The sequence below is a fragment of the Pseudomonas oryzihabitans genome, assembly GCF_006384975.1.
Classification (GTDB): Bacteria; Pseudomonadota; Gammaproteobacteria; order Pseudomonadales; family Pseudomonadaceae; genus Chryseomonas; species Chryseomonas psychrotolerans_B.
In genome coordinates this window covers 1,722,849-1,744,251 of record NZ_CP021645.1, presented here as the reverse complement: position 1 = coordinate 1,744,251, position 21,403 = coordinate 1,722,849, and the positions used below count along the sequence as shown (strand labels likewise).

At 60.0% G+C, this 21,403-nt stretch carries 19 protein-coding genes and 1 tRNA gene; 11 read left to right on the top strand and 9 right to left on the bottom strand.

Annotation, left to right across the window (positions count from 1 at the left end):
* Positions 1–5 precede the first annotated feature (5 nt).
* From ybgF to CCZ28_RS24915, 5 genes are all read left to right on the top strand, one after another.
* Positions 6–839, top strand: coding sequence for a tol-pal system protein YbgF (gene ybgF, locus CCZ28_RS07600; RefSeq protein ID WP_140217291.1), 834 nt, complete (start codon positions 6–8; stop codon positions 837–839).
* Positions 840–911: 72 nt separating this feature from the next.
* Complete coding sequence (gene queE, locus CCZ28_RS07595) at positions 912–1,562, top strand: 7-carboxy-7-deazaguanine synthase QueE (RefSeq protein ID WP_205894647.1); 651 nt, start codon at positions 912–914, stop codon at positions 1,560–1,562.
* Between the two features lie 2 nt (positions 1,563–1,564).
* Complete coding sequence (queC, locus tag CCZ28_RS07590; protein ID WP_205894646.1) at positions 1,565–2,239, top strand: 7-cyano-7-deazaguanine synthase QueC; 675 nt, start codon at positions 1,565–1,567, stop codon at positions 2,237–2,239.
* Between the two features lie 58 nt (positions 2,240–2,297).
* A tRNA-Lys gene (locus CCZ28_RS07585) sits at positions 2,298–2,372 on the top strand.
* Positions 2,373–3,297: 925 nt separating this feature from the next.
* On the top strand, positions 3,298–3,771 hold the full coding sequence (locus CCZ28_RS24915; RefSeq protein ID WP_140217288.1) for a protease inhibitor I42 family protein: 474 nt from the start codon (positions 3,298–3,300) through the stop codon (positions 3,769–3,771).
* A gap of 285 nt (positions 3,772–4,056) precedes the next feature.
* Here CCZ28_RS24915 and chrA read toward each other — a convergent pair whose 3' ends face one another.
* Both chrA and CCZ28_RS07570 read right to left on the bottom strand, forming a co-directional pair.
* Positions 4,057–5,421 (bottom strand): chromate efflux transporter, encoded by a 1,365-nt coding sequence (gene chrA, locus CCZ28_RS07575; protein WP_140217287.1) that lies wholly within the window; start codon positions 5,419–5,421, stop codon positions 4,057–4,059.
* The gene (locus CCZ28_RS07570; RefSeq protein WP_140217286.1) at positions 5,418–6,356 is read right to left on the bottom strand and encodes a chromate resistance protein ChrB domain-containing protein; all 939 of its coding nucleotides are present in this window, start codon (positions 6,354–6,356) and stop codon (positions 5,418–5,420) included. Before CCZ28_RS07570 ends, chrA begins: the two co-directional genes overlap by 4 nt.
* Positions 6,357–6,598: 242 nt before the next feature.
* Between CCZ28_RS07570 and CCZ28_RS07565 the strand changes: the two genes are divergently transcribed.
* On the top strand, positions 6,599–7,117 hold the full coding sequence (locus CCZ28_RS07565) for a GNAT family N-acetyltransferase (RefSeq protein WP_140217285.1): 519 nt from the start codon (positions 6,599–6,601) through the stop codon (positions 7,115–7,117).
* 71 nt (positions 7,118–7,188) lie between these two features.
* On the opposite strand, the gene CCZ28_RS07560 is transcribed toward CCZ28_RS07565, so the two are convergent.
* Positions 7,189–7,692, bottom strand: a complete 504-nt coding sequence (locus CCZ28_RS07560) for an Lrp/AsnC family transcriptional regulator (protein ID WP_140217284.1) — start codon at positions 7,690–7,692, stop codon at positions 7,189–7,191.
* A 190-nt stretch (positions 7,693–7,882) separates the two neighbouring features.
* On the opposite strand from CCZ28_RS07560, the gene CCZ28_RS07555 reads away from it, so the two are divergent.
* A complete protein-coding gene (locus CCZ28_RS07555; protein WP_240795249.1) occupies positions 7,883–8,782 on the top strand; it encodes a DMT family transporter in 900 nt (299 codons plus the stop codon).
* A gap of 205 nt (positions 8,783–8,987) precedes the next feature.
* Here CCZ28_RS07555 and CCZ28_RS07550 read toward each other — a convergent pair whose 3' ends face one another.
* The 6 genes from CCZ28_RS07550 to CCZ28_RS07520 all read right to left on the bottom strand — a co-directional run bounded on the left by CCZ28_RS07550 (position 8,988) and on the right by CCZ28_RS07520 (position 15,998).
* Positions 8,988–9,200 carry a DUF7740 domain-containing protein gene (locus tag CCZ28_RS07550; protein ID WP_140217282.1) on the bottom strand — a complete coding sequence of 71 codons (213 nt, stop codon included), beginning with the start codon at positions 9,198–9,200 and terminating at the stop codon, positions 8,988–8,990.
* Positions 9,201–9,205: 5 nt separating this feature from the next.
* Positions 9,206–9,916: an SOS response-associated peptidase family protein gene (locus tag CCZ28_RS07545; protein ID WP_140217281.1), complete on the bottom strand. Its 711-nt coding sequence runs from the start codon at positions 9,914–9,916 to the stop codon at positions 9,206–9,208.
* A gap of 282 nt (positions 9,917–10,198) precedes the next feature.
* Complete coding sequence (locus CCZ28_RS07540; RefSeq protein WP_140217280.1) at positions 10,199–11,227, bottom strand: SMP-30/gluconolactonase/LRE family protein; 1,029 nt, start codon at positions 11,225–11,227, stop codon at positions 10,199–10,201.
* A 17-nt stretch (positions 11,228–11,244) separates the two neighbouring features.
* Positions 11,245–11,823, bottom strand: a complete 579-nt coding sequence (locus CCZ28_RS07535) for a hypothetical protein (RefSeq protein ID WP_140217279.1) — start codon at positions 11,821–11,823, stop codon at positions 11,245–11,247.
* Between the two features lie 507 nt (positions 11,824–12,330).
* Positions 12,331–12,792 (bottom strand): YagU family protein, encoded by a 462-nt coding sequence (locus CCZ28_RS07530; RefSeq protein ID WP_140221301.1) that lies wholly within the window; start codon positions 12,790–12,792, stop codon positions 12,331–12,333.
* Positions 12,793–14,765: 1,973 nt separating this feature from the next.
* A complete protein-coding gene (locus tag CCZ28_RS07520; protein WP_205894645.1) occupies positions 14,766–15,998 on the bottom strand; it encodes a sensor domain-containing phosphodiesterase in 1,233 nt (410 codons plus the stop codon).
* Positions 15,999–16,559: 561 nt separating this feature from the next.
* Between CCZ28_RS07520 and CCZ28_RS07515 the strand changes: the two genes are divergently transcribed.
* From CCZ28_RS07515 to CCZ28_RS07500, 4 genes are all read left to right on the top strand, one after another.
* On the top strand, positions 16,560–16,841 hold the full coding sequence (locus tag CCZ28_RS07515) for a hypothetical protein (protein WP_140217278.1): 282 nt from the start codon (positions 16,560–16,562) through the stop codon (positions 16,839–16,841).
* Between the two features lie 106 nt (positions 16,842–16,947).
* Positions 16,948–18,471: an APC family permease gene (locus CCZ28_RS07510; RefSeq protein WP_140217277.1), complete on the top strand. Its 1,524-nt coding sequence runs from the start codon at positions 16,948–16,950 to the stop codon at positions 18,469–18,471.
* Positions 18,472–18,604: 133 nt separating this feature from the next.
* The gene (locus CCZ28_RS07505) at positions 18,605–18,868 is read left to right on the top strand and encodes a hypothetical protein (RefSeq protein WP_140217276.1); all 264 of its coding nucleotides are present in this window, start codon (positions 18,605–18,607) and stop codon (positions 18,866–18,868) included.
* Between the two features lie 323 nt (positions 18,869–19,191).
* Positions 19,192–21,381, top strand: coding sequence for a TonB-dependent siderophore receptor (locus CCZ28_RS07500; protein WP_140217275.1), 2,190 nt, complete (start codon positions 19,192–19,194; stop codon positions 21,379–21,381).
* Positions 21,382–21,403 lie beyond the last annotated feature (22 nt).

Below are 21,403 nucleotides of genomic sequence, written 5' to 3'. Positions count from 1 at the left end.
TAAAGATGTCCAAGCGCTTGCAGTTCTTGATCGCCCTGACCCTCGGTGTACCGGTTGTCGCCGGGGCTCAGGTTCCCGTCCAGGATAGTAGCTATGGAGCTGCCCAGTCCGCTGGGCAGGGCTATGGTGGCGCAGGCGCGGCCGGTGCCGGAAACGGGGCCCCCGTTTCCGGCATGGGTCAACTGTTCAGTCAGTTGCAACAGATGCAGGACGATATCTCTCGCCTGCGGGGCCAGCTTGAGGTTCAGGAAAACGAAATCCGCCAGCTCAAGCAGGAAGGATTGGATCGTTACCAGGATCTGGACGGTCGCATTTCCCAGCTTTCTTCCGCGCCTGCCAACGCAGGTGCCGGGGCCGCTGGTGGCTCCTCTCAGGCCCAGGGTGGTGCTATCGCCGCCAACAGCACGCCGACGCCCCCTGCTGCCGCCAATGCACCGGCCGCCAGTAGCGAGCCGGCCGATCCGGCGAAGGAAAAGCTCTACTACGAAGCTGCCTTCGACCTGATCAAGTCCAAGGACTTCGACAAGGCCAGCCAGGCGTTCAACGCCTTCCTGCGCAAGTATCCCAACAGCCAGTATGCGGGCAATGCCCAATATTGGTTGGGTGAAGTGAATTTGGCCAAGGGTGATCTGCAGGCAGCAGGTCAAGCCTTTGCCCGTGTCAGTCAAGCCTATCCCACCAGCAACAAGGTGCCGGATTCGCTGTATAAACTGGCTGGGGTCGAGCAGAAGCTCGGCCGTACCGATCGGGCCAAGGGCATGTACCAGCAGGTCATCAGCCAATACCCGGGAACATCCGCTGCGCAGCTGGCGCAGCGGGATCTGAAAAGCCTGCCCTAGCGCAGGCTTTTTTTCTTTCCTCTACCGCAACGGAGGCGGATGGCCTGTTTAGCCGTCACGCCCGTGGCTTCTATGCAAAAAGATACCTTACGCCTTACCGAAATCTTCTATTCGCTGCAGGGCGAAGCTCGCACTGCCGGTCTCCCTACCGTTTTCGTTCGTCTGACCGGCTGCCCCTTGCGTTGCCAGTATTGCGACACCGCCTATGCCTTCACCGGTGGCGAGATCCATCACCTCGATGCCATCCTGGAACAGGTTGCCAGCTATCGTCCGCGCCATATCTGCGTGACCGGGGGGGAGCCGCTGGCTCAACCCAATTGCCTCACGCTGCTCGAACGCCTGTGTGACGCCGGCTACGAGGTGTCGCTGGAAACCAGTGGCGCCCTGGATGTCAGTGGCGTGGACACGCGGGTCAGCAAGGTCGTCGATCTCAAGACGCCGGGCTCGGGGGAGATGGGGCGCAACCTGTACGCCAACCTGGACCACCTGACGTCCAACGACCAGGTCAAATTCGTCATCTGCTCGCGTGAGGATTACGACTGGGCGGTTTCCAAGCTGATCGAGTACCGCCTGGAGCAGCGTGCGGGCGAGGTGTTGTTTTCGCCCAGCCACGGTCAGGTCGTCCCGCGAGAACTCGCCGAATGGATCGTGGCAGACAATCTGCCGGTACGCTTCCAGTTGCAACTACACAAGATTCTGTGGAACGACGAGCCGGGACATTGAGCATGAGTCAGCCTAAAGCGGTCATCCTTCTTTCCGGCGGCCTAGACTCCGCCACCGTCGTCGCCCTGGCCAAGGCCCAGGGCTTCGCTTGCTACACCATGAGCTTCGACTACGGTCAGCGTCATAGAGCCGAGTTGCAGGCCGCCGTTCGGGTCGCCCGTCAACTCGGGGTCATCGAACACAAGGTCATAGGCCTCGATCTCAACGGCATCGGTGGCTCGGCGCTCACCGATCTGGACATCGCCGTACCGGAAACACCGGGAGAGGGCATTCCGGTTACCTATGTGCCGGCACGCAATACCGTATTCCTGTCCCTCGCCCTGGGCTGGGCTGAGGTCTTGGGTGCCCGTCATCTGTTCATCGGCGTGAATGCGGTGGACTACTCCGGTTACCCGGATTGCCGACCGGAATTCGTCGAGGCCTTCGAGCGCCTGGCGAACCTGGCCACCAAGGCCGGGGTGGAAGGGGACACCTTCAAGATCGAGGCGCCGTTGCAGTTCATGTCCAAGGCCCAGATCGTCGAGACCGGTACGCAGCTGGGTGTCGACTACGGCCTGACTGTCTCCTGCTACCAGGCCAACGCTGAAGGGGAAGCCTGCGGTCGTTGTGACAGCTGCCGCCTGCGCGCCGAAGGCTTCAAGGCAGCAGGAATCTCCGACCCTACCCGCTATCAGTAATTTTTTTATCTAGGGTGTTGATTCTCCTGAAAAAATCGCTAGAATGGCGCCCACTAACGGGTCGTTAGCTCAGTGGTAGAGCAGTTGGCTTTTAACCAATTGGTCGTAGGTTCGAATCCCACACGACCCACCATCTTCACCAGAAACCCTCCGAAAGGAGGGTTTTTGCGTTTAGCGCAGCTCAGGCAGCCGTCTGTGGCGGAATCCGGCCCCGCCCTCGGATGATAGCCAAACTGTATCTAGTTCCTCTCAGGCCCGCTGTCATACCTAGTCTCGCCACTTCCTGATCCATTTGGACACCCACGTCTCGCCGGTGAAGAAGCGGGCTGAGTTTCACTGTTGAACCTTGTTGACACGTTCTTCCAGAGTACTGCTCATGAAAGGTGGTTGGTCTCGATGTACTCCATCATGGTTACTCTACTGGAGTAATTCAGAAGGACTTTGGCAACGTGAATAGTGCGAACAGCTTGATGCGTCAGCGCTGTTGCGAACGTATGTCCCAGTGGTGCGGCATCTTCATTGGAGTCAGGGCTGCTACCGCCATCTATGGGTGCAAAAGCAAGACTTTATAGGCGTTGCTAAATCCAGACTTGCTTGAAAGGTTGGTTGCGAAGTCAATTGCCGGTCGGGATGGAGGGTGGAAATAGCGCTTTCCGACTGCGCCAGTGTCATGATCTGTTCAGCATTGGGCGGTTACAGTTTCGGCGACTACGCAGCTGCGCCGACGCAGAAAGCAATCATTGCTAGTAGCAGAAAGTATCTGCATGGCCAATTGAATTTGTGCGTGAAGGTATCCACTTGATGCTCACGAAGACATTGATTACCCATCAAGCGCTAGTTGGCAGGTAGATCTTGGCTTAGGTTCTGTACGAAAAGTCGCCGAGCGAAGGTCAGGCGAGGCCTAGGCGGCCCCGCGAAAAAGGCTGAGGAAGCGGATCGGACTCGCGCTCGAGTTTACGAGTGGTAAATGAGCATTCCGACCGGGCTGGCGACCCAGGCCTTTTTCAACGAAGCATCACCGATGCGTAGGCATTTTTCGTACAGAACCTAAGGCTTTGATGAAGAAACGGATAGTTAGAGGGAACATTATGAGTAACTTGAGAGCCCTTGTTAGCGTTGCGCTGATTACCGTAATTGGCTCTGTTTCAACAGTCGCAGTGGCAGGAGGGGAGCAGAAAGGCACCGCAAGTCATTCTACGGCTGAGCACAGCGCTGAAAGGGTTTTCTCGGAGGGTGACGCCGGTCATGTTCGACAAGTGCTTGCCCATCGGCTCGTGACGATCAGATTGCCGAGCAATCCGAGCACTGGCTATCAGTGGGAAGTATTGCGGGCACGAAACGTCAAGGTGCAGCAGCCCATAGATACAGTTCCTGATCCCAAGGCACCCGCAGGCGTCGTTGGCGCACCGGAAGTTACCGTTATTCATGTTATGCCAGGTCAGTCCGGACCGGCGTCGCTCGAGCTTGGTTATGTCGGTCCGGGAAGTAAGCGTCCTGATCGGGTGCTTCACTATCGCTTCACGGTGAAGTGACGGCGATAGCACGACGCCTCTCCCTGCACTAGGTTCGGTACGAAAAGCGCCGAGCGAAGGCATTTTTCGTACCGAGCCTAGGCTTCATCTGTCGTGCTTCTCTGCGTGATCTTGCCCATGCCAGCTCTTGTAAGGCACAGATCCCGGCTACCCGTGCCCCGAGTAATTTGCGCTAACCGGGTGGTTGGTAATGCGCTATTGCCGGTCTTGGTTGGGTGTCCAAGGCGTAGGGAGCTGTGGCAGGAAGGGCCTGTACTTGCCGGGCTCGCTTCGACGCTTTTCCGATTAGTTCTTCAACAGATGAATGACTAGACCGGTGATCGCACAGGCAGCCATTACCTGGATGACTCCCCGCTTGAAGCGAAACAAGGCGATGGCTGCGGCCAGGGCGATCAGGGCCGATGGCCAGTCGAAGTAGCCGGCGAAGCCCTGTGGCCAGAGCACGTGATAGCCAAAGAACAGCGCCAGGTTGAGGATGACACCGACCACGGCCGCCGTGATGGCCGTCAGGGGCGCGGTGAACTTCAAGGCGTTGTGGGTGGATTCCACGAGCGGGCCTCCCGCCAGGATGAACAGGAAGGAGGGCAGGAAGGTGAACCAGGTGACCAAGCTGGCGGCCACGGCGCCCGCCAGAAAGGCCTGGTCGGCTCCGAAAATCGCCTGTACGTAGCCACCCACGAAACCGACGAAGGCTACGACCATGATCAGCGGCCCAGGCGTGGTCTCACCTAGCGCCAGGCCATCGATCATTTGCGTCGGGGTCAGCCAGCCATAGTGGGTGACGGCGCCTTGGTACACGTAGGGCAATACGGCATAGGCACCGCCAAAGGTCAGCAGTGCCGCCTTGGTGAAGAACCAGCCCATTTGGGTAAGGGTACCGTTCCAGCCGAATAGGGCTGTCAGAAGGCCCATGGGTAACGTCCACAGCACCGCGCCCGCCGCTATCAGCAGGAGCAAGCGGGGCCAATGAAAGCGGGCATGCGCCGGCGGCGGGGTGTCGTCGTCGATCAAGGCGGGGCCGAAGGAGGCCTTGGCCACCCCATGCCCTCCACCGACGCTGAAGGTTTGCGGTGCCAAGCGCCCGCCCAGATAGCCGATCACGGCGGCTCCCAGGACGATCAAGGGGAAGGGAACATTCAGGGCGAAGATCGCGACGAAGGCGGCAGCGGCGATTGCCCATAATCCATTGTTCTTCAAAGCTCTCGAGCCTATCCGGTGAGCCGCATGTACCACGATTGCCGTTACCGCAGGCTTGATGCCGTAGAACAGTCCGGCCACCACCGGTACTTCGCCGAAGGCGATATAGACCCAGGACAGGGCGATCAGGATGAATAGCGACGGCAAGACGAACAGTCCACCAGCGATGACGCCTCCCCAGGTGCGGTGCATCAACCAACCGATGTAGGTAGCCAGTTGCTGAGCTTCCGGGCCGGGCAACAACATGCAGTAATTCAAGGCATGCAGGAAACGCCGCTCGGAGATCCAGCGCCGTCGCTCCACCAACTCCTGGTGCATGATGGCGATCTGGCCAGCCGGGCCGCCGAAGCTGACGAAGCCCAGCTTCAGCCAGAAGACGAAGGCTTCCCAGAAGCCAATGGGCTGGGGTGCCTGTAATGGGACATCCGTTTTCTGCGCGGCTGCCTGGGTCATGTCGACAGTACCTCTTGGGCAAAACTAGCCAGTAAGCCGTCGAACAGTGCGGAAGCGGCAGCGAGTAGTTGGTCATCATCGAGTAGGGTTGCGCGCAGCCCGGTTAACACGCTTTCGATGCCCGCTGCTTCCGTCGGCCGTATGCCGCCGACGTCCAGGTAATGCACTAGCGACCCCAGGCGAACGATGGCGGGCTGGGTGAGCCCGAAGCTGGCCGCCAGAACTTCGAAGGTGACCAGGCTGCCGACATGGCTGAACGTGGCGCCGTCGAAATCGAAGCCCAGGGCCTCGGCCGGGCAATCCGCAGGGGTAGCCAGCCACAGCACCTTCGCCTCTGGGTCGATGAAGCGACGTATCAGCCAGGCACTGGCGAGCCGATCCACCCAGGGGCGCTGGCGGGTGGCCCAGGTGCGTCCGCGGTAGTCCGATGGGGACAGCGGGTTGATCACGCTCTCCCTGGCATGGGGCTCGTCAGGAGAAAGCGCGCGGGCGCAGGCGAGTTCCAACTCCTGCAGGCCCTGATCCATTTGCTGCTGGGCTTCACCCGGAAAGAAATCGATTGCCGCCAGCGTGGCGAAGGCTTTACGCAGTTTGCGTGCTTGCTTGATGACCTCCTGAACGGTGTCGGTGCTCAGCGCCGCCCGTGCTCGGCTGAGATCCGCCAGTAACGTCGCATAGTCTTCGGCGCGATCAAACATAGCCCTGAAATTGGCAGACTCGGGGTCTTCAACGCGTAGCACATAGGCGGAACCGCCAGCCCCGGACACCTCCGCTGCGAGTCCATCCAGAGTTGCCTGGCATTCCTCACGCGGTGGCATGAGATAGACGCCATCCCGCAGAACGGCCGCTCCCGAGGCTTTCAAGGCGCGCCAAACCCGTTGTCGCGCAGTGGCGTTCTCAGTGGGCAATGAAAGGATGAGGGCTAGCCATTTCATGTGTAGAGATATAGTCAAAATTGAGTGACTCTCTACATAAAATCACCAGAGCCCGGAGTCTGCAAGTGCCAAGGCATAGCTATCCGTCCGGCGTCACTTTCCGTTTCGGGTGGATGGCTTGAGAAGGCACCGCACTGCTGCGTAATCTGCATCTTTCGCCTCATCCCACCTTCGCTTGACAATTTTTCGTACAGAGCCGGAGCAGCGAGTTTGATCGACCACGTCTTCAAGGGAGGACACTGATGGACATTCAGCGGTTAGGGGCTGGTTTCGCTCGCGCCTATAGGCAGCTGATGCTGGAAGCCTATGAGGTCCATCCGGACGCCTTTACGTCCAGTCGGCAGGAGAGGGAAGGGCTACCGCTCAGTTGGTGGGAAAGGCGCCTTTCGGAAGATCCCCAAGCCAAGGAGTTCGTCTGGGGGGCTACGGACGGGACGGCCCTGCTGGGCGTTGCGGGCCTCAGCCTTGAAACGCGCGAAAAAGCGCGCCACAAAGCGACCCTGTTCGGCATGTATGTTCCTGATCGTCACAGGCGTCTCGGTATTGGCCGGAGGCTGGTGGCCGAACTGCTGGCGCAGGCGAAAGGGGATCCCGCGCTGAGGGTCGTTCAGCTAACGGTCACCGAGGGCAACCGTGCCGCTCAGGCGCTGTATGAGCAGGCGGGTTTCATCACCTTTGGCATAGAACCCCTGGCAGTTGCCGTCAGGGAGTCCTTCGTCTCGAAGGTACATATGTGGTGCGATCTGGCTAAGGTGCGTTAGCAGAGGCACACCGAGCCCCTGCTGGTGCAAGGACTGCACCTAAGCAACCGGGTGAAGACGAATCGATACTTTCAGTTATTGCCGCCAGCCGTGCGTCTTCTCAGATGGTTCGTGGGCAGGGCGGTCGTGTATTTCACCTGGCTCAGCGCAAAGCTCGACCTGATGCTGGCGACGACGGGTATCGTCGTCAGGCAGTCGAGCAAGAGCGTCTGATATTTCGTCAGATCCTCGCTCACCACCCGCAGCATGAAGTCGGCCTCGCCACTCATCAGGTAGCACTCCATCACCTCTGGACGCTCCTTGATGGCATTGGTGAAAACCTCCAGGGATTGCTTGTCCTGCAGCTTGAGCGACACATGCACGAAGACGTTGATGGCCAGTCCGAGGGCGGCTGGATCGACCAGGGTCACGGCGCCTCGTAGCACGCCGTTCTCTTTCATGTCCGCCACGCGTCGCCAACAGGGTGAAGCCGAAAGGCCTACCAGGTCGGCAAGCTCGGCATTGCTCAGCTCCGCATTGGCTTGGAGGGCATCGAGGATGCGCAGGCTGGCATCGTCTAGCTTCGTTCGACCCATGGTTAAAATTTCCTAAAGATTGGATTTTATCGGTTGAGGTTACCGATATTTCAATTCTAAGGGGAAGAGATAGGTGCTTTTTTCCGCTTGCCGGAAAATATCATGGCCCTGCGTAATTCGATCGCAACAGGGTGGCACCATGAGCGCTTCAATTCAGCAAGGGTTTAAAGTTCGCACCAGGCATCTCGGGATGTCTTCCACCTACCTTTGCCTGGGGGTGATGGTGCTGCTGTGGGGAAGTAGCTGGCCGGTGACCAAGCTGGCACTGCAAAGCGTGCCTCCGCTCTGGTTGGCGACCATTCGATTCGCCAGTGCCGCGGTATGTCTGTTCGCCTATCTGGTTGCCCGAGGGCAACTCAGGCTGCCGACGCGGCAGGACCTGCCTATCATCGCCAGCGTGGGCTTGTTGCAGATGATGGCCTTCACGGGCTTGGGCATGGTGGCGATGGTACATGTCGACACCAGCAGGGCCGTGCTCCTCGCCTACACCACACCGCTGTGGTGTGTGGTCGTCGCCCTGGTGATCTTCCGGGAAATTCCCTCGCGGCTGCAGATCACCGGGCTCTTGGTGGGAATGTCCGGGGTGGCCGCGGTCTGCGCGCCTGGCGAGCTCGACTGGGCACAGCAGGACACCCTGTTGGGCGCGGGATTTCTGCTGCTCGCCGCGTTGAGCTGGGCGATCGTCATTCTCCATGTGAAGCGTCACCGCTGGGTGACGCCTGCCCTGGTACTAGCGCCCTGGCAGATGCTGTTGGCCACCATCCCCTTGGCGATTGCCGCCTATGTCAGCGAAGGTTCGCCGGCAGCCATCGTATTGGATAGGAAGCTCGCTGAAGAACTGTTCTTCATCGGCCCGATCGCGACCTCGGCGTGCTTCGTGATCTCTGCGGAATACGGAAGAAGGATCTCGACGTTCGGCATGTCGAACTTCACCCTCGGGGTACCCCTCGTAGGAACCCTGTTTTCCTGCCTGGCTTTTGGCGCGACGGTTTCCCCGTTGTTTCTCTCCGGACTCGGTCTGGTCATTCTGGGCGTCGTCGTCTCTGCCTTGGCTTCGCGTGCCGGTCGCCCACAAGACAGACCGGCCTGAGGAAAACTTGGCACGCTGAAGGCCTTCGCGGCTCGATGCGTGAAGGCAGGGCTGCGTTTGAGCGATCAAGCACCGCCCGGCCGATGCTCGAGGGAGCTGGCAAGCGCGGCCCAAGTACTTCATTGCCTCAGGTCGCCATTCGCCGAGGCACCGATCAAGGTAGCGCGGCCCAGGGTCATCTGACGATGATCGTGAGCCGTGACCGTCATTCCAGCTTGCGGGCGATGCTACGAACCATCTGCAAGGGCTGGCGACTTTGGATCACGTCGAGCAAGAAGTCCCGCTGACGCTTCGGCAGCTGCTTGACGCAGCGTCTCGCGGTGGCGCGTACCGCTTCATTGGTGCCGTGAATACGGGCGGTCAGGAGAAGGGCTAGCGTGCAGTAGGACAGGTCGCGCTCTGGGGTGACGTTGGACATTGTGCTCACAGTAGGGGATTGTCGATCAGGGTCAGAAGGTCGGGCCCGTCGTTTTTCACGCTGCCCACGGCCTTGCTCACGGGGTACCACTCGAAAGCGTCCACGGGCGTCGCTGCCTCGCGGCCGATTTGGGCGGCACGATCTTCGGAAAGCTCTGGGTCGATCCATTCGCGGGCGACGTCTGGTGGTAAAACCAGGGGCCGACGGTCATGGATGTCGATCATGCCGGCGTCGGCGGCCGCGGTGATGATGACGAAGCCATCATCCTCGCGGGGCCCCTGGGTCGCCGGCCGGAACTGGCCGATGGCAGCGAAGAACATAGGCTCCGCAGATTTCAACCGGATGAAATAGGGCTGCTTGCGCTTCGGGTTCTCCGGATCCTTCTTCCATTCGTACCAGCCGTCCGCGATCACCAGCGCGCGTCCGTTGCGCCAGATGCCCCGAAACATCTTGCTCGTCGCCGCCGTCTCGACGCGGGCGTTGATCATGGCTGGCCGCTTGGCCTGCTGCGCCCAGAAGGGCAGGTAGCCCCACATGACCGGGTCCAGGTGCAGGCCATCGTCCTGACGATTCAGCAGCAGGACGCGGCTGCCTGGCGCGACGTTGTAGCGGCCGAGAGGCCGGGTCTCAAGACCCGTCTGGAAGTCCGCAACGTCCGCACGCAGGGCCTCAAGATAGTCGAGCGTGGTACGGTACTGGGCGAAGCGGCCACACATGGAAAGCTCCGATCGGCAATGACGACTGATAGTCAATGGACAGCGAAGCTCGCCAATTAGTGACGGTACGAAAGCTATCGGACAGGGGCGGCTCGCCTTGCCATGCCCATCGAACTCGTTATCGCTCCGGTTCCGCCCCCAGCGGCGTTATCAGTCTGCTTTTCCGGATATCGAGCAATACAGGGCGCTGTCTCACCGCGCCGGATTTGGTATCAGGATAGGGGCGGGATGAAAACTTGCGTCAGGATCTCAGATCATGACAACGCGAGAACTCCATGGGTTTTACTTAGGGCTCGACACCACAGCCACGCCGGCTCCACCCACCTTGACCGAAATCCGTAAAACCAAATTCGCCGCTGTTACATTGAGCCAGTTATGACTGCCCTGCGTGCAGAAGGCGAGATTGCCCGTGTCCTTCGCATCAATCAGTAGTTTGCCCAACAGCGAGCCACTCGGGGAGAACACCTGAACACCTTCTCGACTGGAACTCCAGACGTTTCCCAGACTATCTACCTTGAGCCCATCCGGGATACCTGGGGTAACTTTCGCGAAGACCTGCTCACCGCTGAGGCTGTCACCCTCGACGGTGTAGCGCAGGATCTGATGAGCAAGCTGCGGATTGTCAAAGTCGTGAGCGAGCTGCGAATCGGCAACGTAGAGAAACTTTTCATCAGGGGAAAAGGCTAGGCCGTTCGGAGATTTCAGCCCTGGGACATCCAGGCGTTTCAGGTTCCGGCTTGCCGGGTCGTACCTATAGAGGAAATCCCCGCCTTGGCGAGGCGTGCCGCCGTAGCCTTGCTTGGGATTCTTTATCCCAAATTCTGGATCGCTGAACCAGATCGCGCCGTCAGAGGCGACCACCAGGTCATTGGGACTGTTCAAGGGTTCGCCTTGATAGCTATCTACCACTACCTTCCACTTGCCGTCGTCTTCCCTGCGTACGATAGCTCGCTTGCCATGGCTGGCAGCCACTACCCGACCCTGGAGGTCGAGCGCATGCCCATTCTGGTGATCGGAGGGTTCCAGCCATACCTGTGGAGTTCCACCTGCGGCCCAGCGCATCACGCTATTGCCTTCGACGTCGCTCCAGATCAGGTCGCCATTAGGCAGGCACAGAGGGCCTTCCGCCCAATGAGCCTGGGTCTCGATGATGTCGACGGTAGGCACTGAATCCACCAGGCGGGTGAAGACAGGAGACAAGGCCTGGACACGTACCGGTCCCGAGGCGTCGGCGCTTGATACCCCAGTCGATAGGGTGAGAGCCCCGGTCAAAAGGACAACCTCACGACGAAACGTTGCACGCTTGGCCATCGCAGTACCTTCAGGAGTCAATGAGCACAGGGGCCCTGTACCTGTTGCTTATCTGCGTCGGGCTTGAGCTTGATAATCAGCTGAACGTTAGGCTCGTTACCCACGGTGCGCGTCAAATGGCCAACGCGATCATCGCCAGGGCGTGGCTTGGAGGTACTGTCGGCATTGAATTGCATCTCCCCTGGGCCTTGAACCAGGACGCTGCCATCCGTGGTTTCCACCGACCATTGTCCTTGCAAGGTGATCACCCACTGAGGACCTGGTGCATGATGCCAAGGGCCGACGTAACCGGGCGGCAATACCGCGTAGGCAATGCTTTCGATGTGGTCGGGCGAGACGCCGATCCATTGCGGAGGAGCAGGCGGCGCATAGCTTTTGAACTCCAAGCCCTCTAGGCGGCAATGGCTGATGTGCGTGGCGCCTGTTTCGTCGGCCCATACCGTGGCGTAGCCGATAGGGGGCTGCGTTTTTCCATTGCTGGAAGTGTGTTCCGGTGAATCATGGGGCACGACATGCACACCCGCGGTCGCCTGAGCCTGTTGGGTTGCGAGCAGGGCGCTGAGCAAGGCGGCACCTGCCGAAGTGGTTTTTTTCATAGGCCAATCTCTGCTGCTGGCTAATTCGTATCGATAGGACCTTGGCAGGGTTTGGAAAGCTCCCTGAAAGTCGCGTTCCAGACGGTAGTTGAAGTCCAGAGCGATGCGTCAATCCGCAGGGGGGGATGGCCACGGACGTCTGAGAGCTAAAACCTTGGAGTCGTCGGTGGCGATTGCGGGCTCGGTTGCCCCCCGGATCGGTGCTTTGGCACCTTGAGCCGTGAATACGACTTGGAGGCGGGCAGAAGGCCCGTATCGCTGTTGGATACGCCCATCTGGTTGTCGTGGGTGGGGGCACTTGCTTCAAGGAGGCCGTAGCCGATAAGGAGCAGAGCCCCCACGTGCCTGGCTGCTCCAGTGGCAGCGTTGCTGCGCTTGTTTTATCTTGTTGACGACTCTATCTCGCCAGGCCTTTGTATTGAGGCGGCACTGGCAAGATAGAGGTCGCTTAGAATAGCGAGTCTCAGTTTCGAGCGCTGATTGAGGCCCGGGTCGAGAAGATCGATTTTATTTCCACCGACTAACCAAGTCTCTTCGGAAAACTTCGATCACCCACATCCAGAGGAGGTGGCCGAACGTTTCCGAGAAGATTTCGGTAAAGGGCAGTCGCCACAGTGGCGGTGCCCAATCGAAGGCTGGCAGCAGGATGCCGTGGAAGGCCACGGTGATGGCCAGGCCAAATGCCAGACCCTGCCACAGGGTAATTCGAGGGCAACGTTCGGCGAGCATGCAATAAAGCATGGCGAAGAAAACCGAAAAGCCTTGGTGAACCAGGGATACAGCAAAATTTAACGTATGTTCGGAATATTGATAAGTAAATAGATTGGGATTGATACCTATGCTCTGAAGCATTTCGGCGGGCGGCACGGCCCTATCGGGCGTCCGCGGCGGAAAAGGAATTTCAGTGCCCCATTTGACAAAGCTGGAGACGTTACCTCCGACGAAGCCGGCTACAGCCGCGATTAGCATGTTCGGCTGACGCGCACGAGTTTCAGCTTCCATTGCCCCTGCTTCAGACCCCTTGTTCATTCCAATTGCCCTGCAAAGTTAAAAGCGCTGATTTTATGGAGGGTCTTGTTTTTTGTAATATACCAAATTCATTATGATGTGATACTTTTTTTGTATCGCATGATGGTGAAGATGTTTTGTTAGGTCTGGCAGTTTCAGGCGTTTGCTCAATAGTTTTAAAGTTTTCATTCTGGCACTTGAAACTATATGATGCTGATTTGGGCTGGGTAAAACTTCCAGGCATAAGGGTATGGATAGGCGAGGCAGCAGGTTCAAAGAGACCTGAGTAGGGGCGGGTGAGTGTGATAACTTACCGCCGTCTAAATCTTCTATCGATCATTAAAGCTGGCTGGCGAAGGAAAGGGTCTCAATGGGCTGAATGCAGATGACATTCTTGATCGGTGGAGGCTTTGAATGGTGTTGGATCCCCACAGTCCAGGCTCAAATAGATTGATGATCGACGAGACGGTAAGGGCGCAGAAAATCAAGGCCGAGCGCTCTTGGTTTTTCTTGAGCGGCTGCGAGATTAGGTGAAGGTAGTCCAAGTCATCGGCCGTTCACTCCTGCCGTCGGGGACTCTGCTTCTCCCTCGACACCCTGGCGCAGGGTGCTACCGAGAGAGGAGTCCCATGGGGCCTGCGCTCATCGCAATCAGCTCTTCCAGACAGCTAATATTCATAAGTATCTTTGCAAGCTGTACCATTCCAGAGCCTTGTCAGCTGTTACCTGTATCTATGACCGCCTCAAGAAGACCCCCTCGCACCACGGGCCGCTCGGCCAAACCCGATTCGCTCCGCGCTGCTCATGAGCAGATCACCCGCAACAGCGGCACGCTTGCCGATATCGCCAACCTGATCGAGATGGAGGGGAAGGGTAAGCCAGCGCACCGGCAGCCTGGCCTGTCATCGCGGACCCAGAACGACCCCGGCGCTCCTGCGGGAAAGCCCAGGCAGCAAGCTGCCTCGGAGGCAAGTCGCGGCCCTGTCTTGACACAGCGTCTGTTTGGCATACCGATCCTGGCGATACTGGGCTGCGCTTTGATCGTAGGGGCGGCGGTGGGAATACCCCTCGGCGTGCTCACCTACGGTACCGAAATCTATTCGTTGGTGATGGACGGTCTGGCTATCTTCTAGGCCTGGACTGGCCAGGTGACTGGCTTCGCTGGCGAACATCGGGCGGCTCCACGTGAGCCGCCCTGTCCCACGCCAGCCGCTGGAGTTCTTCGCGTCTTTTCGCAATCGGCGATCAACCTGGATCGCCGAGCCGGCGGTGGCAGCTCTCGCCTTCCAAGCGGCAAGCAAGATAGGCATTGGCTCGGGGACGACCTCGATTCCTTTCAGCGAGGCAGCATCGCCCAAAGGCGCCTTTGGTCAAGCGCTCGGTCAAGCTATGTACAGCGCCTTTGGCATCCATCCGCACGCAGCGTGTTGATCTCGAGCGTGCCAAGGCCCTCAATGCAGAACCGCTAAGCGGGAACCGGCGGTGCCTTGGAGCAGGTGCCCAAGTCGTCACTCACACCCCATCGGGCCAGCGATCCGCTCCTGCTTTCTTACCCAAGGCTCCGCGCCGAGATAACGCCCATGAATGCAGCGAACTAGGCTTACAGTTTCGTCATAGTTGGGGGGCTTGCAGGCCGCAGGGGCGGCACCCGTCAGGCCGTCACCATCATCGCAAACCTTATCGTCAGTCTGCTCATCGACCATTTTGGCTGTTCGCGATGGAACAGCACGTGATCAATGGATGGCGGTGGTTGAGTGCGGTCATGATGATGGGCAGTGCCGTTCTGATCGCCCGTTTTCAATGACGGGCCCTGCTGAGAGACGTTGTTCAGGGCGGGCGCGGCCGCTCTCCCTTGCCCAGGAGATGGCTGGTCAGGCTGAGAGGTCAGGGGCCGCTTCGGGGTAGCCTAACCTGATCCGTGCTCGAGCTGATCGTTATGCCGTGCGGATGAGCGCCAGAGCATCGGCAGCGGCCATGGGCCTCGCCAGGTGATAACCCTGAGCGAAGTCCACCTGCAAATCGCGCAGGCACACGAGTTCCTCAGCGGCTTCCACGCCCTCCGCGACGACTTGCGAGCCGATCTCGTGAGCGAAATTGACCAGGCCCCGGGCGAGGGCGCGTCGACTACGATCCTCGTGGATGTGTTGGGTAAGGCTCATGTCGAGTTTGATGATGTCCGGCTGCAATTGCAGGATGTGTCTCATGCTGGAGTAGCCGGCGCCAGCATCGTCCACGGCCACTTTTACGCCTAGAAGGCGTAACGGAGTCAGGGCATTGGCGAGAGCCGCATAGTCCTTGACGATGGCGTGCTCGGTGATTTCCAGGGTTATTCGTGACAAGTCCGGCGCGGCCTGGAGCAGCAGTTCCAATTGGCCCGAAGTGACGAGTTCCGGTGAGACGTTGACGTTGAGTATCAGGGGCGCGACGAAGTCTCGCTGGTAGGCGAACGTCTTGCGCAAAACGTGCTCCTCGAGCTTGATACCTATGCCGGCGGTGGAGGCGCGGTGAAACCATTGATCCGGCGACCGCTGGGGCGTCACTTCGAAGCGTGACAGGCACTCGAACCCGTAGAGCGTCAGGTCGGGTAACCGGAACACCGGCTGGAAGACGATGCGGGGCGCGTCTTGGGCCAAGGCGCCTTCTATTTCCTCAATGATGTTCCGCTGTGCCGAGCGATTGGCCTCCACCTCGTGCAGGCGCAACGCGAGGATCTCGGCGAAGGCGCGCAGCATCTTGATGTCACGCTCGTCCAGCCGGTCGTTGGGCTCGAAACCCAGGCAGCACAGGGTGCCATAGACCCGGCCTTCGACCTGGACCGGTACGCTCAGATGCGAGCCGATTGGCAGGGAGGTGGTCGCCGGAATGCGCTGGGCGGCAGGAAGTCGGGAGGTGTCGGTGATCAGCTCCGGCAATTCGCCATTGACGACACCCAGACAATAACCCTCCGCCAGCGGGATGATCTGCCCTTGCTGGAGCGGGCAATCCGGTGGGCTGTCCACATGTTCGAGCACCCTATCCGTGTCCCGAAAGCGCGACAGGAAGGCCACGTCCATCCCCAGGTACTGGCGTACCACGCGTAGCGACTGACGCAGTTCGCGATCGCTTATGTCATCAGAAAGCAATTGAAGCAAAGGATGGTGGGTGACTTGATCGGGGGACATCAGCATTGGATCATTCCTCGACAGCAGGGTGTCTCCTAGTTGTCGTACCAGACACTCTCTATCCGCGTGTTTGTAAGATTCGATTTGTAACTCACTAGCAAGAATCCCTGCTATTACTTTTTTCGTCAAAGACTTTTGCTGCCTGGATCCCTCTAGCTAGCGGGTTGTAGCTTTTTTGTCTGATTAATTGGTCGTGCTATTCAATAATTCGATCAAGAGTTTCTATGTTTTGAATGAGAACTAGAGACGCTATGACTCATGAAATTCCATTGTTTTCAAAAATTAAATTGAAGGGGTGAATATATCTTTGGCGACAAAACGATCATGCGGCGTTGTGAGAAAGTTTTGCTGCGAGGGCTGAAGTAGGGTTGTCGAACGCGGGTGGCAAGACGACGCGGCAAACGGTCGTTGGCTGGCTGGAGAGGCGACAGGGGACTGATTGGCTCGGCGCCTGAACGTTGTCGCCCCTGTGCCAGACATCTCGGGTCGCAAAGCCCGCACGAGTCAACCGAAACCAACCGCTATTCACGTGGGTCTTTCGGTTGTCCATTGTCCAAGGAATACCCGATGTCGAAATTCATCCTCCCTACGCTCCTGATAGCGGTCGCCACGACCCTCGCTGCCTGCAACAAGACCTCCGAAGACCATGCGCGGGACGCCCAGGCCCATTCGCAGAACGCCCAGGAGAGCGCAGCCGAAGGCAAGGTCCAGCGGGCTACCCAAGAGCAGGCCAAGGCGCAGGAGGATCGTTCCCAGGCCAATGCTGCCGCGGCCAGTGAGGGGCGCCAGGCAGCGCCGGATTCCGCGGTTCCCGGCTACATCAAGGCGCCCGACAAGAACACGCCCTGAGGTCCGGACCTTGCTGCCAGTCAGGAGCCCGCGGGTTCCAGGCTGAGCGGTGCCAAGCGCTGTTCCACCATCCCCCGTGACAAAGCGTAAGACAGGAGCCCAGGTCATGAGCGAGCAGTTCACGGAGCAGGCAACTGTGGTCGGGGCGCCTGGAGGCAACAAGGGGCTTGCCCAAGGCAGTCTTGGCTTTCTGGCCTGTGTGCTCCTGGGGATCTCGACCATCGCCCCGGTCTACACCCTGACCGGGGCCCTGGGGCCGACCGTGCGCGAAGTAGGTACCCAGTTGCCGGCGGTGTTCCTGGTGGGCTTTCTGCCCATGCTGCTGGTGGCCCTCGGTTATCGTGAACTCAACGCCGCCGATCCCGACAGCGGCACCTCCGTCACCTGGTCGGCCAGGGCCTTCGGGCCCACCATCGGCTGGATCGGCGGTTGGGGCATGGTGGCGGCGACCACCATAGTGCTGTCCAACCTGGCCGGGGTCGCGGTGGATTTCTTCTATCTGTTCCTGGCCCAATTGCTGGGGCAGCCGGACCTGGCCGAGCTCAGCGCGGTGTTGTGGATCAACCTCCTGACCTGCTGCCTGTTCATCGCCCTCGCGGTCTGGATCTGCTGCCGCGGCCTGACCACTACGCTGGGGGTGCAGTACGCGCTGGTTGCCTTGCAGATCCTGGTATTGCTCGGCTTTTGCCTGGCGGCCTTCAGCGCCGAAACCCAGGCGCAGGTGCCGGCCTTCGACTGGCACTGGTTCAATCCGCTGGCGATCGAGTCCTTCTCCGCCTTCGCGGCTGGCCTCGCCTTGTCGATCTTCGTCTACTGGGGCTGGGACGTCTGCCTCACGGTGACCGAGGAAGCGGTCAGCAGTCACGCCGTACCCGGGCGCGCCGCCACCTGTACGGTGTTGCTGATCCTGCTGCTGTATCTGCTGACCGCCATCGCGACCCTGACCTTCGCCGGGGTTGAGGAGGGCGGTCTGGGCCTGGGTAATCCGGCGATCCAGGAGAATGTCTTCGCCCATCTGGCCGGGCCGGTATTGGGGCCGCTGGCGATCCTGATGTCGGTCGCGGTGCTTGCCAGCACGGCGGCGTCGCTGCAGTCGACCTTCATCACCCCGGCGCGCACCCTGTTCGCCATGGGGCACTATCGGGCGCTGCCCAAGCGTTTCGCCCGCGTCAGCACCGCGCAGATTCCGCGATTCGCCACCCTGTGCGCCGGGCTGGCGGCGGGTGGCTTCTATGTGAGCATGCGGCTGCTCAGCGACAATGTCCTGGCCGATACCATCACAGCGCTGGGCATGATGATCTGCTTCTACTATGCGCTGACGGCCTTCGCCTGCGTCTGGTTCTTCCGCCACAGCCTGCTGGACAGCTTGAGGCACTTCCTCTTGCGGGGCCTCTGCCCGCTGCTCGGCGGCGCGGCCCTGGCCATCATCTTCCTGCAGACGGCGATCGACAGCCTGTCCCCGGAGTTCGGCAGCGGCTCCCATATCGGCGGGGTCGGGCTGGTCTTCGTCATCGCGGTGGTGATCTTCCTGCTGGGGGTGGCGCTCATGTTGCTGTTCCGCTGGCGCGCGCCGGCCTTTTTCGCAGGGAAGACCCTGGGCGAAGAACCGCCACGCAAGGCCCTCCGTTAGCCTGGGCTATTCGCTGGGGCGAGGAGGGCGGCGGCGTCATTCGTCCACCGAGCAATGGCTGTTTACATTCACGCCAGGGCGATTAGAGTAAGAAACCCTTAAGTTATCTTCTTCCACTAGCCCTGGAGCCGCCATGAGCCTCTCGCGACCGATCCCCTGGTATCGTGCCCGCACCACGCTCGAAGTCGTGGCCCTGGGTGTGGGCGTTATCGCCTTGGTGGTCGTTCTCGACCAGGCGCTGCGCAATTCGCCCGCCGAACACCTGGCCGACTATCACGCCTGCAAGGGCGATGGCGGCCTGGCACGGATGAACGCCATCGGCGAAATCGTCTGCCGCCTGCCCAGCCCGGTACTGGGTAAGGTGACGGACAAGACGCCCGCCGTCAGCGGTCTCTGAGCGGTTCTCGGTCCAACGGCCAACCGCCTCGATCCTTTGCCCTTCTGCCTGCTCAGGCAATAGCCACCGAAACCCTTCCGTGCGCTCGGGTACTCCGCGCCGTCGCTCGGGACGGTCCGCCGTTCCTGCCATTTGCTTCCCACTCGCGCAGGCAGCAGCTTTGGCTGTCCGCTGGGGTACGTGGCTGGCCGTCAAAAGTTTAACGTAACATTTGATAATGAGAGTTTTTATCATTTAAAGTGCGATCCCTCGCGCATGCCGCCGCGAGCTGCAGCCTTCTTGTGCATGGCGTCGGCTGCAACGCCTCGGTAACAAGGATCACCATGAACACCCAAGGAACCCTCTGCCAGCCCATCCGCACCTCTCGTGGGGCGCTTCGTCACCTGCTCCTGCTCGGAGCGCTGATTCCCTTTCCCTTGACGGCCCTGGCCGCCTCGGTAGCCGGGCAGAGCGCCACGGAGCTGGACACTCTGACCATCGAAGGCAATCGCCTCTATGACATGGCGCCCTCGGAGCAGACCGGCGGCTATACCGTGGATTCGGCGACCGTGGGCACCAAGACACCGGCGGCGCTGCGCGACATTCCCCAGTCGATCACTTCGTACACCAACGACTACATCAAGGATCGCAACTTCAACACCCTGGACGACCTGGCCAAGTCCACCGCTGGGCTGCGGGTGTTGACCAACGACAGCGGGCGTTCCTCCATCTATTCGCGCGGCTACGAGTACGACGAGTACAACATCGATGGCCTGCCGGCGCCCATGACCAGCATCTTCGGTACCGTGCCCATCCTCTCGCCCTTCGACCGGGTCGAGATCATGCGCGGCCCCTCAGGGCTGTTCAACAGCACCAGTGAGCTGGGCGGTATCGTCAACATGGTGCGCAAGCGTGGCACCGAGGAGTTCCAGGGCCACATCACCGGGCGCTATGGCTCCTGGGACACCAACTACCAGGAACTCGACCTGGCCGGACCGCTTACCCAAAGCAAGAACGTCCGCGGTCGTTTCGTCGCCTCTCGTGCCGATACCAACGGTGAGGTGGACTACAACGCCAGTACCAACGAAAGCTACTACGGTGACCTCGACATCGATCTGTCCGATGCCACCCAGGTCTCCTTCGGTCTGATCCATCAGGTCAAGAACATCACGCCCAACAATGGCTACCCCACCAATGCCAAGGGCCAACTGCTGGACTTCAGCCATTCGCGCTTCTTCGGCGCCGACTGGAACTACTTCGATGGCCAGACCACCGACGGCATCTTCGAGTTGACCCATAGGTTCGACAATGGCGGCTATGGCCGTATCGCCGCACGGGCTTCGCATCGCGAGGCGGATTATCTCTATGCCTTCACGGGTAGCGCGGTGCAGGCCAACGGCAACACCAGCATCCGTACTACCACCCGAGATTTCGAGCAGGATGCCTATTCGCTGGATGCCAGCTACAGCCAGCCCTTCGAGGCGCTGGGGCAGGTCAGTGAATTCGTCGTGGGGACCGACTACAAGCACTACGACACCGACTACAGCAACGGCAACAGCGTGCTGGGCACGGTCAATGTGAACACCTATTCGCCCAGCCGCTTCGCCAAGCCGGCGCGCGTCTATCAGACCGACTTCGACAGCCAGGATCGTGAATTCGGCCTCTACTCCAAGGTGACCTTCCGGCCCATCGAGCGCCTGGCGCTGATCGGCGGGGCGCGCGTCTCCTGGTACAAGGGCGAGGCCTACACCACCACTCTGGCCAGCGGCGCCGAGGCGGGCGAGAGCCAGGAGCACAATGCCTTCGTCACGCCCTATGCCGGTACCGTCTACGATCTGGACGATTACCATTCGCTGTATGCCAGCTATTCCAAGGTCTACAAGCCGCAGAGCGAGCTGGATGCCCAGGGCAAGGCCCTCGATCCGCGCGAGGGCGACCAGTACGAGGTCGGCATCAAGGGTAGCTACTTCAACGGCGATATGAACGCGCGCCTGTCGGTCTTCCAGTTGACCGATGAACATCGGGCGTCCACTCCGTTCACCGCCAATGGCGTGGCGATCACCGGCTATTCAGTGGATTCCGGCAAGACGCGGGTGAAGGGCGCCGAGATCGAGGTCAGCGGCAAGCTCACCGAGCAGTGGGAAATGCTCGCCGGCTACACCTACATGGATACCCAGAGTCTCAGTGGCGACGGTAATACGCTGTTCGAAGCCATGCCCAAGCACATGGCCTCGCTGTGGACCAAGTACACCCTGGCAGGCGGCCCGCTGACCGGCCTGAGCATCGGCGGCGGGGTGACCGCGATGAGCGATTTCTCCCAGACCAACCAGACGTCCGGGGTCACCATCTCCGCCCCTGGCTATGCCACGGTCGATGCCAAACTGGCCTATCCGGTCACCAAGCAGCTCACCGCGACCCTCGACGTGAACAACCTGCTCGACAAGGATTATTGGTCACGCGTAGGTTCGGTCTCCACCTTCAACTTCCAGGGACCGTCGCGCAGTGTGATGGTCGGGGCGCGCTACGACTTCTGACGGCCGCGCTGTCCGGGTGGCG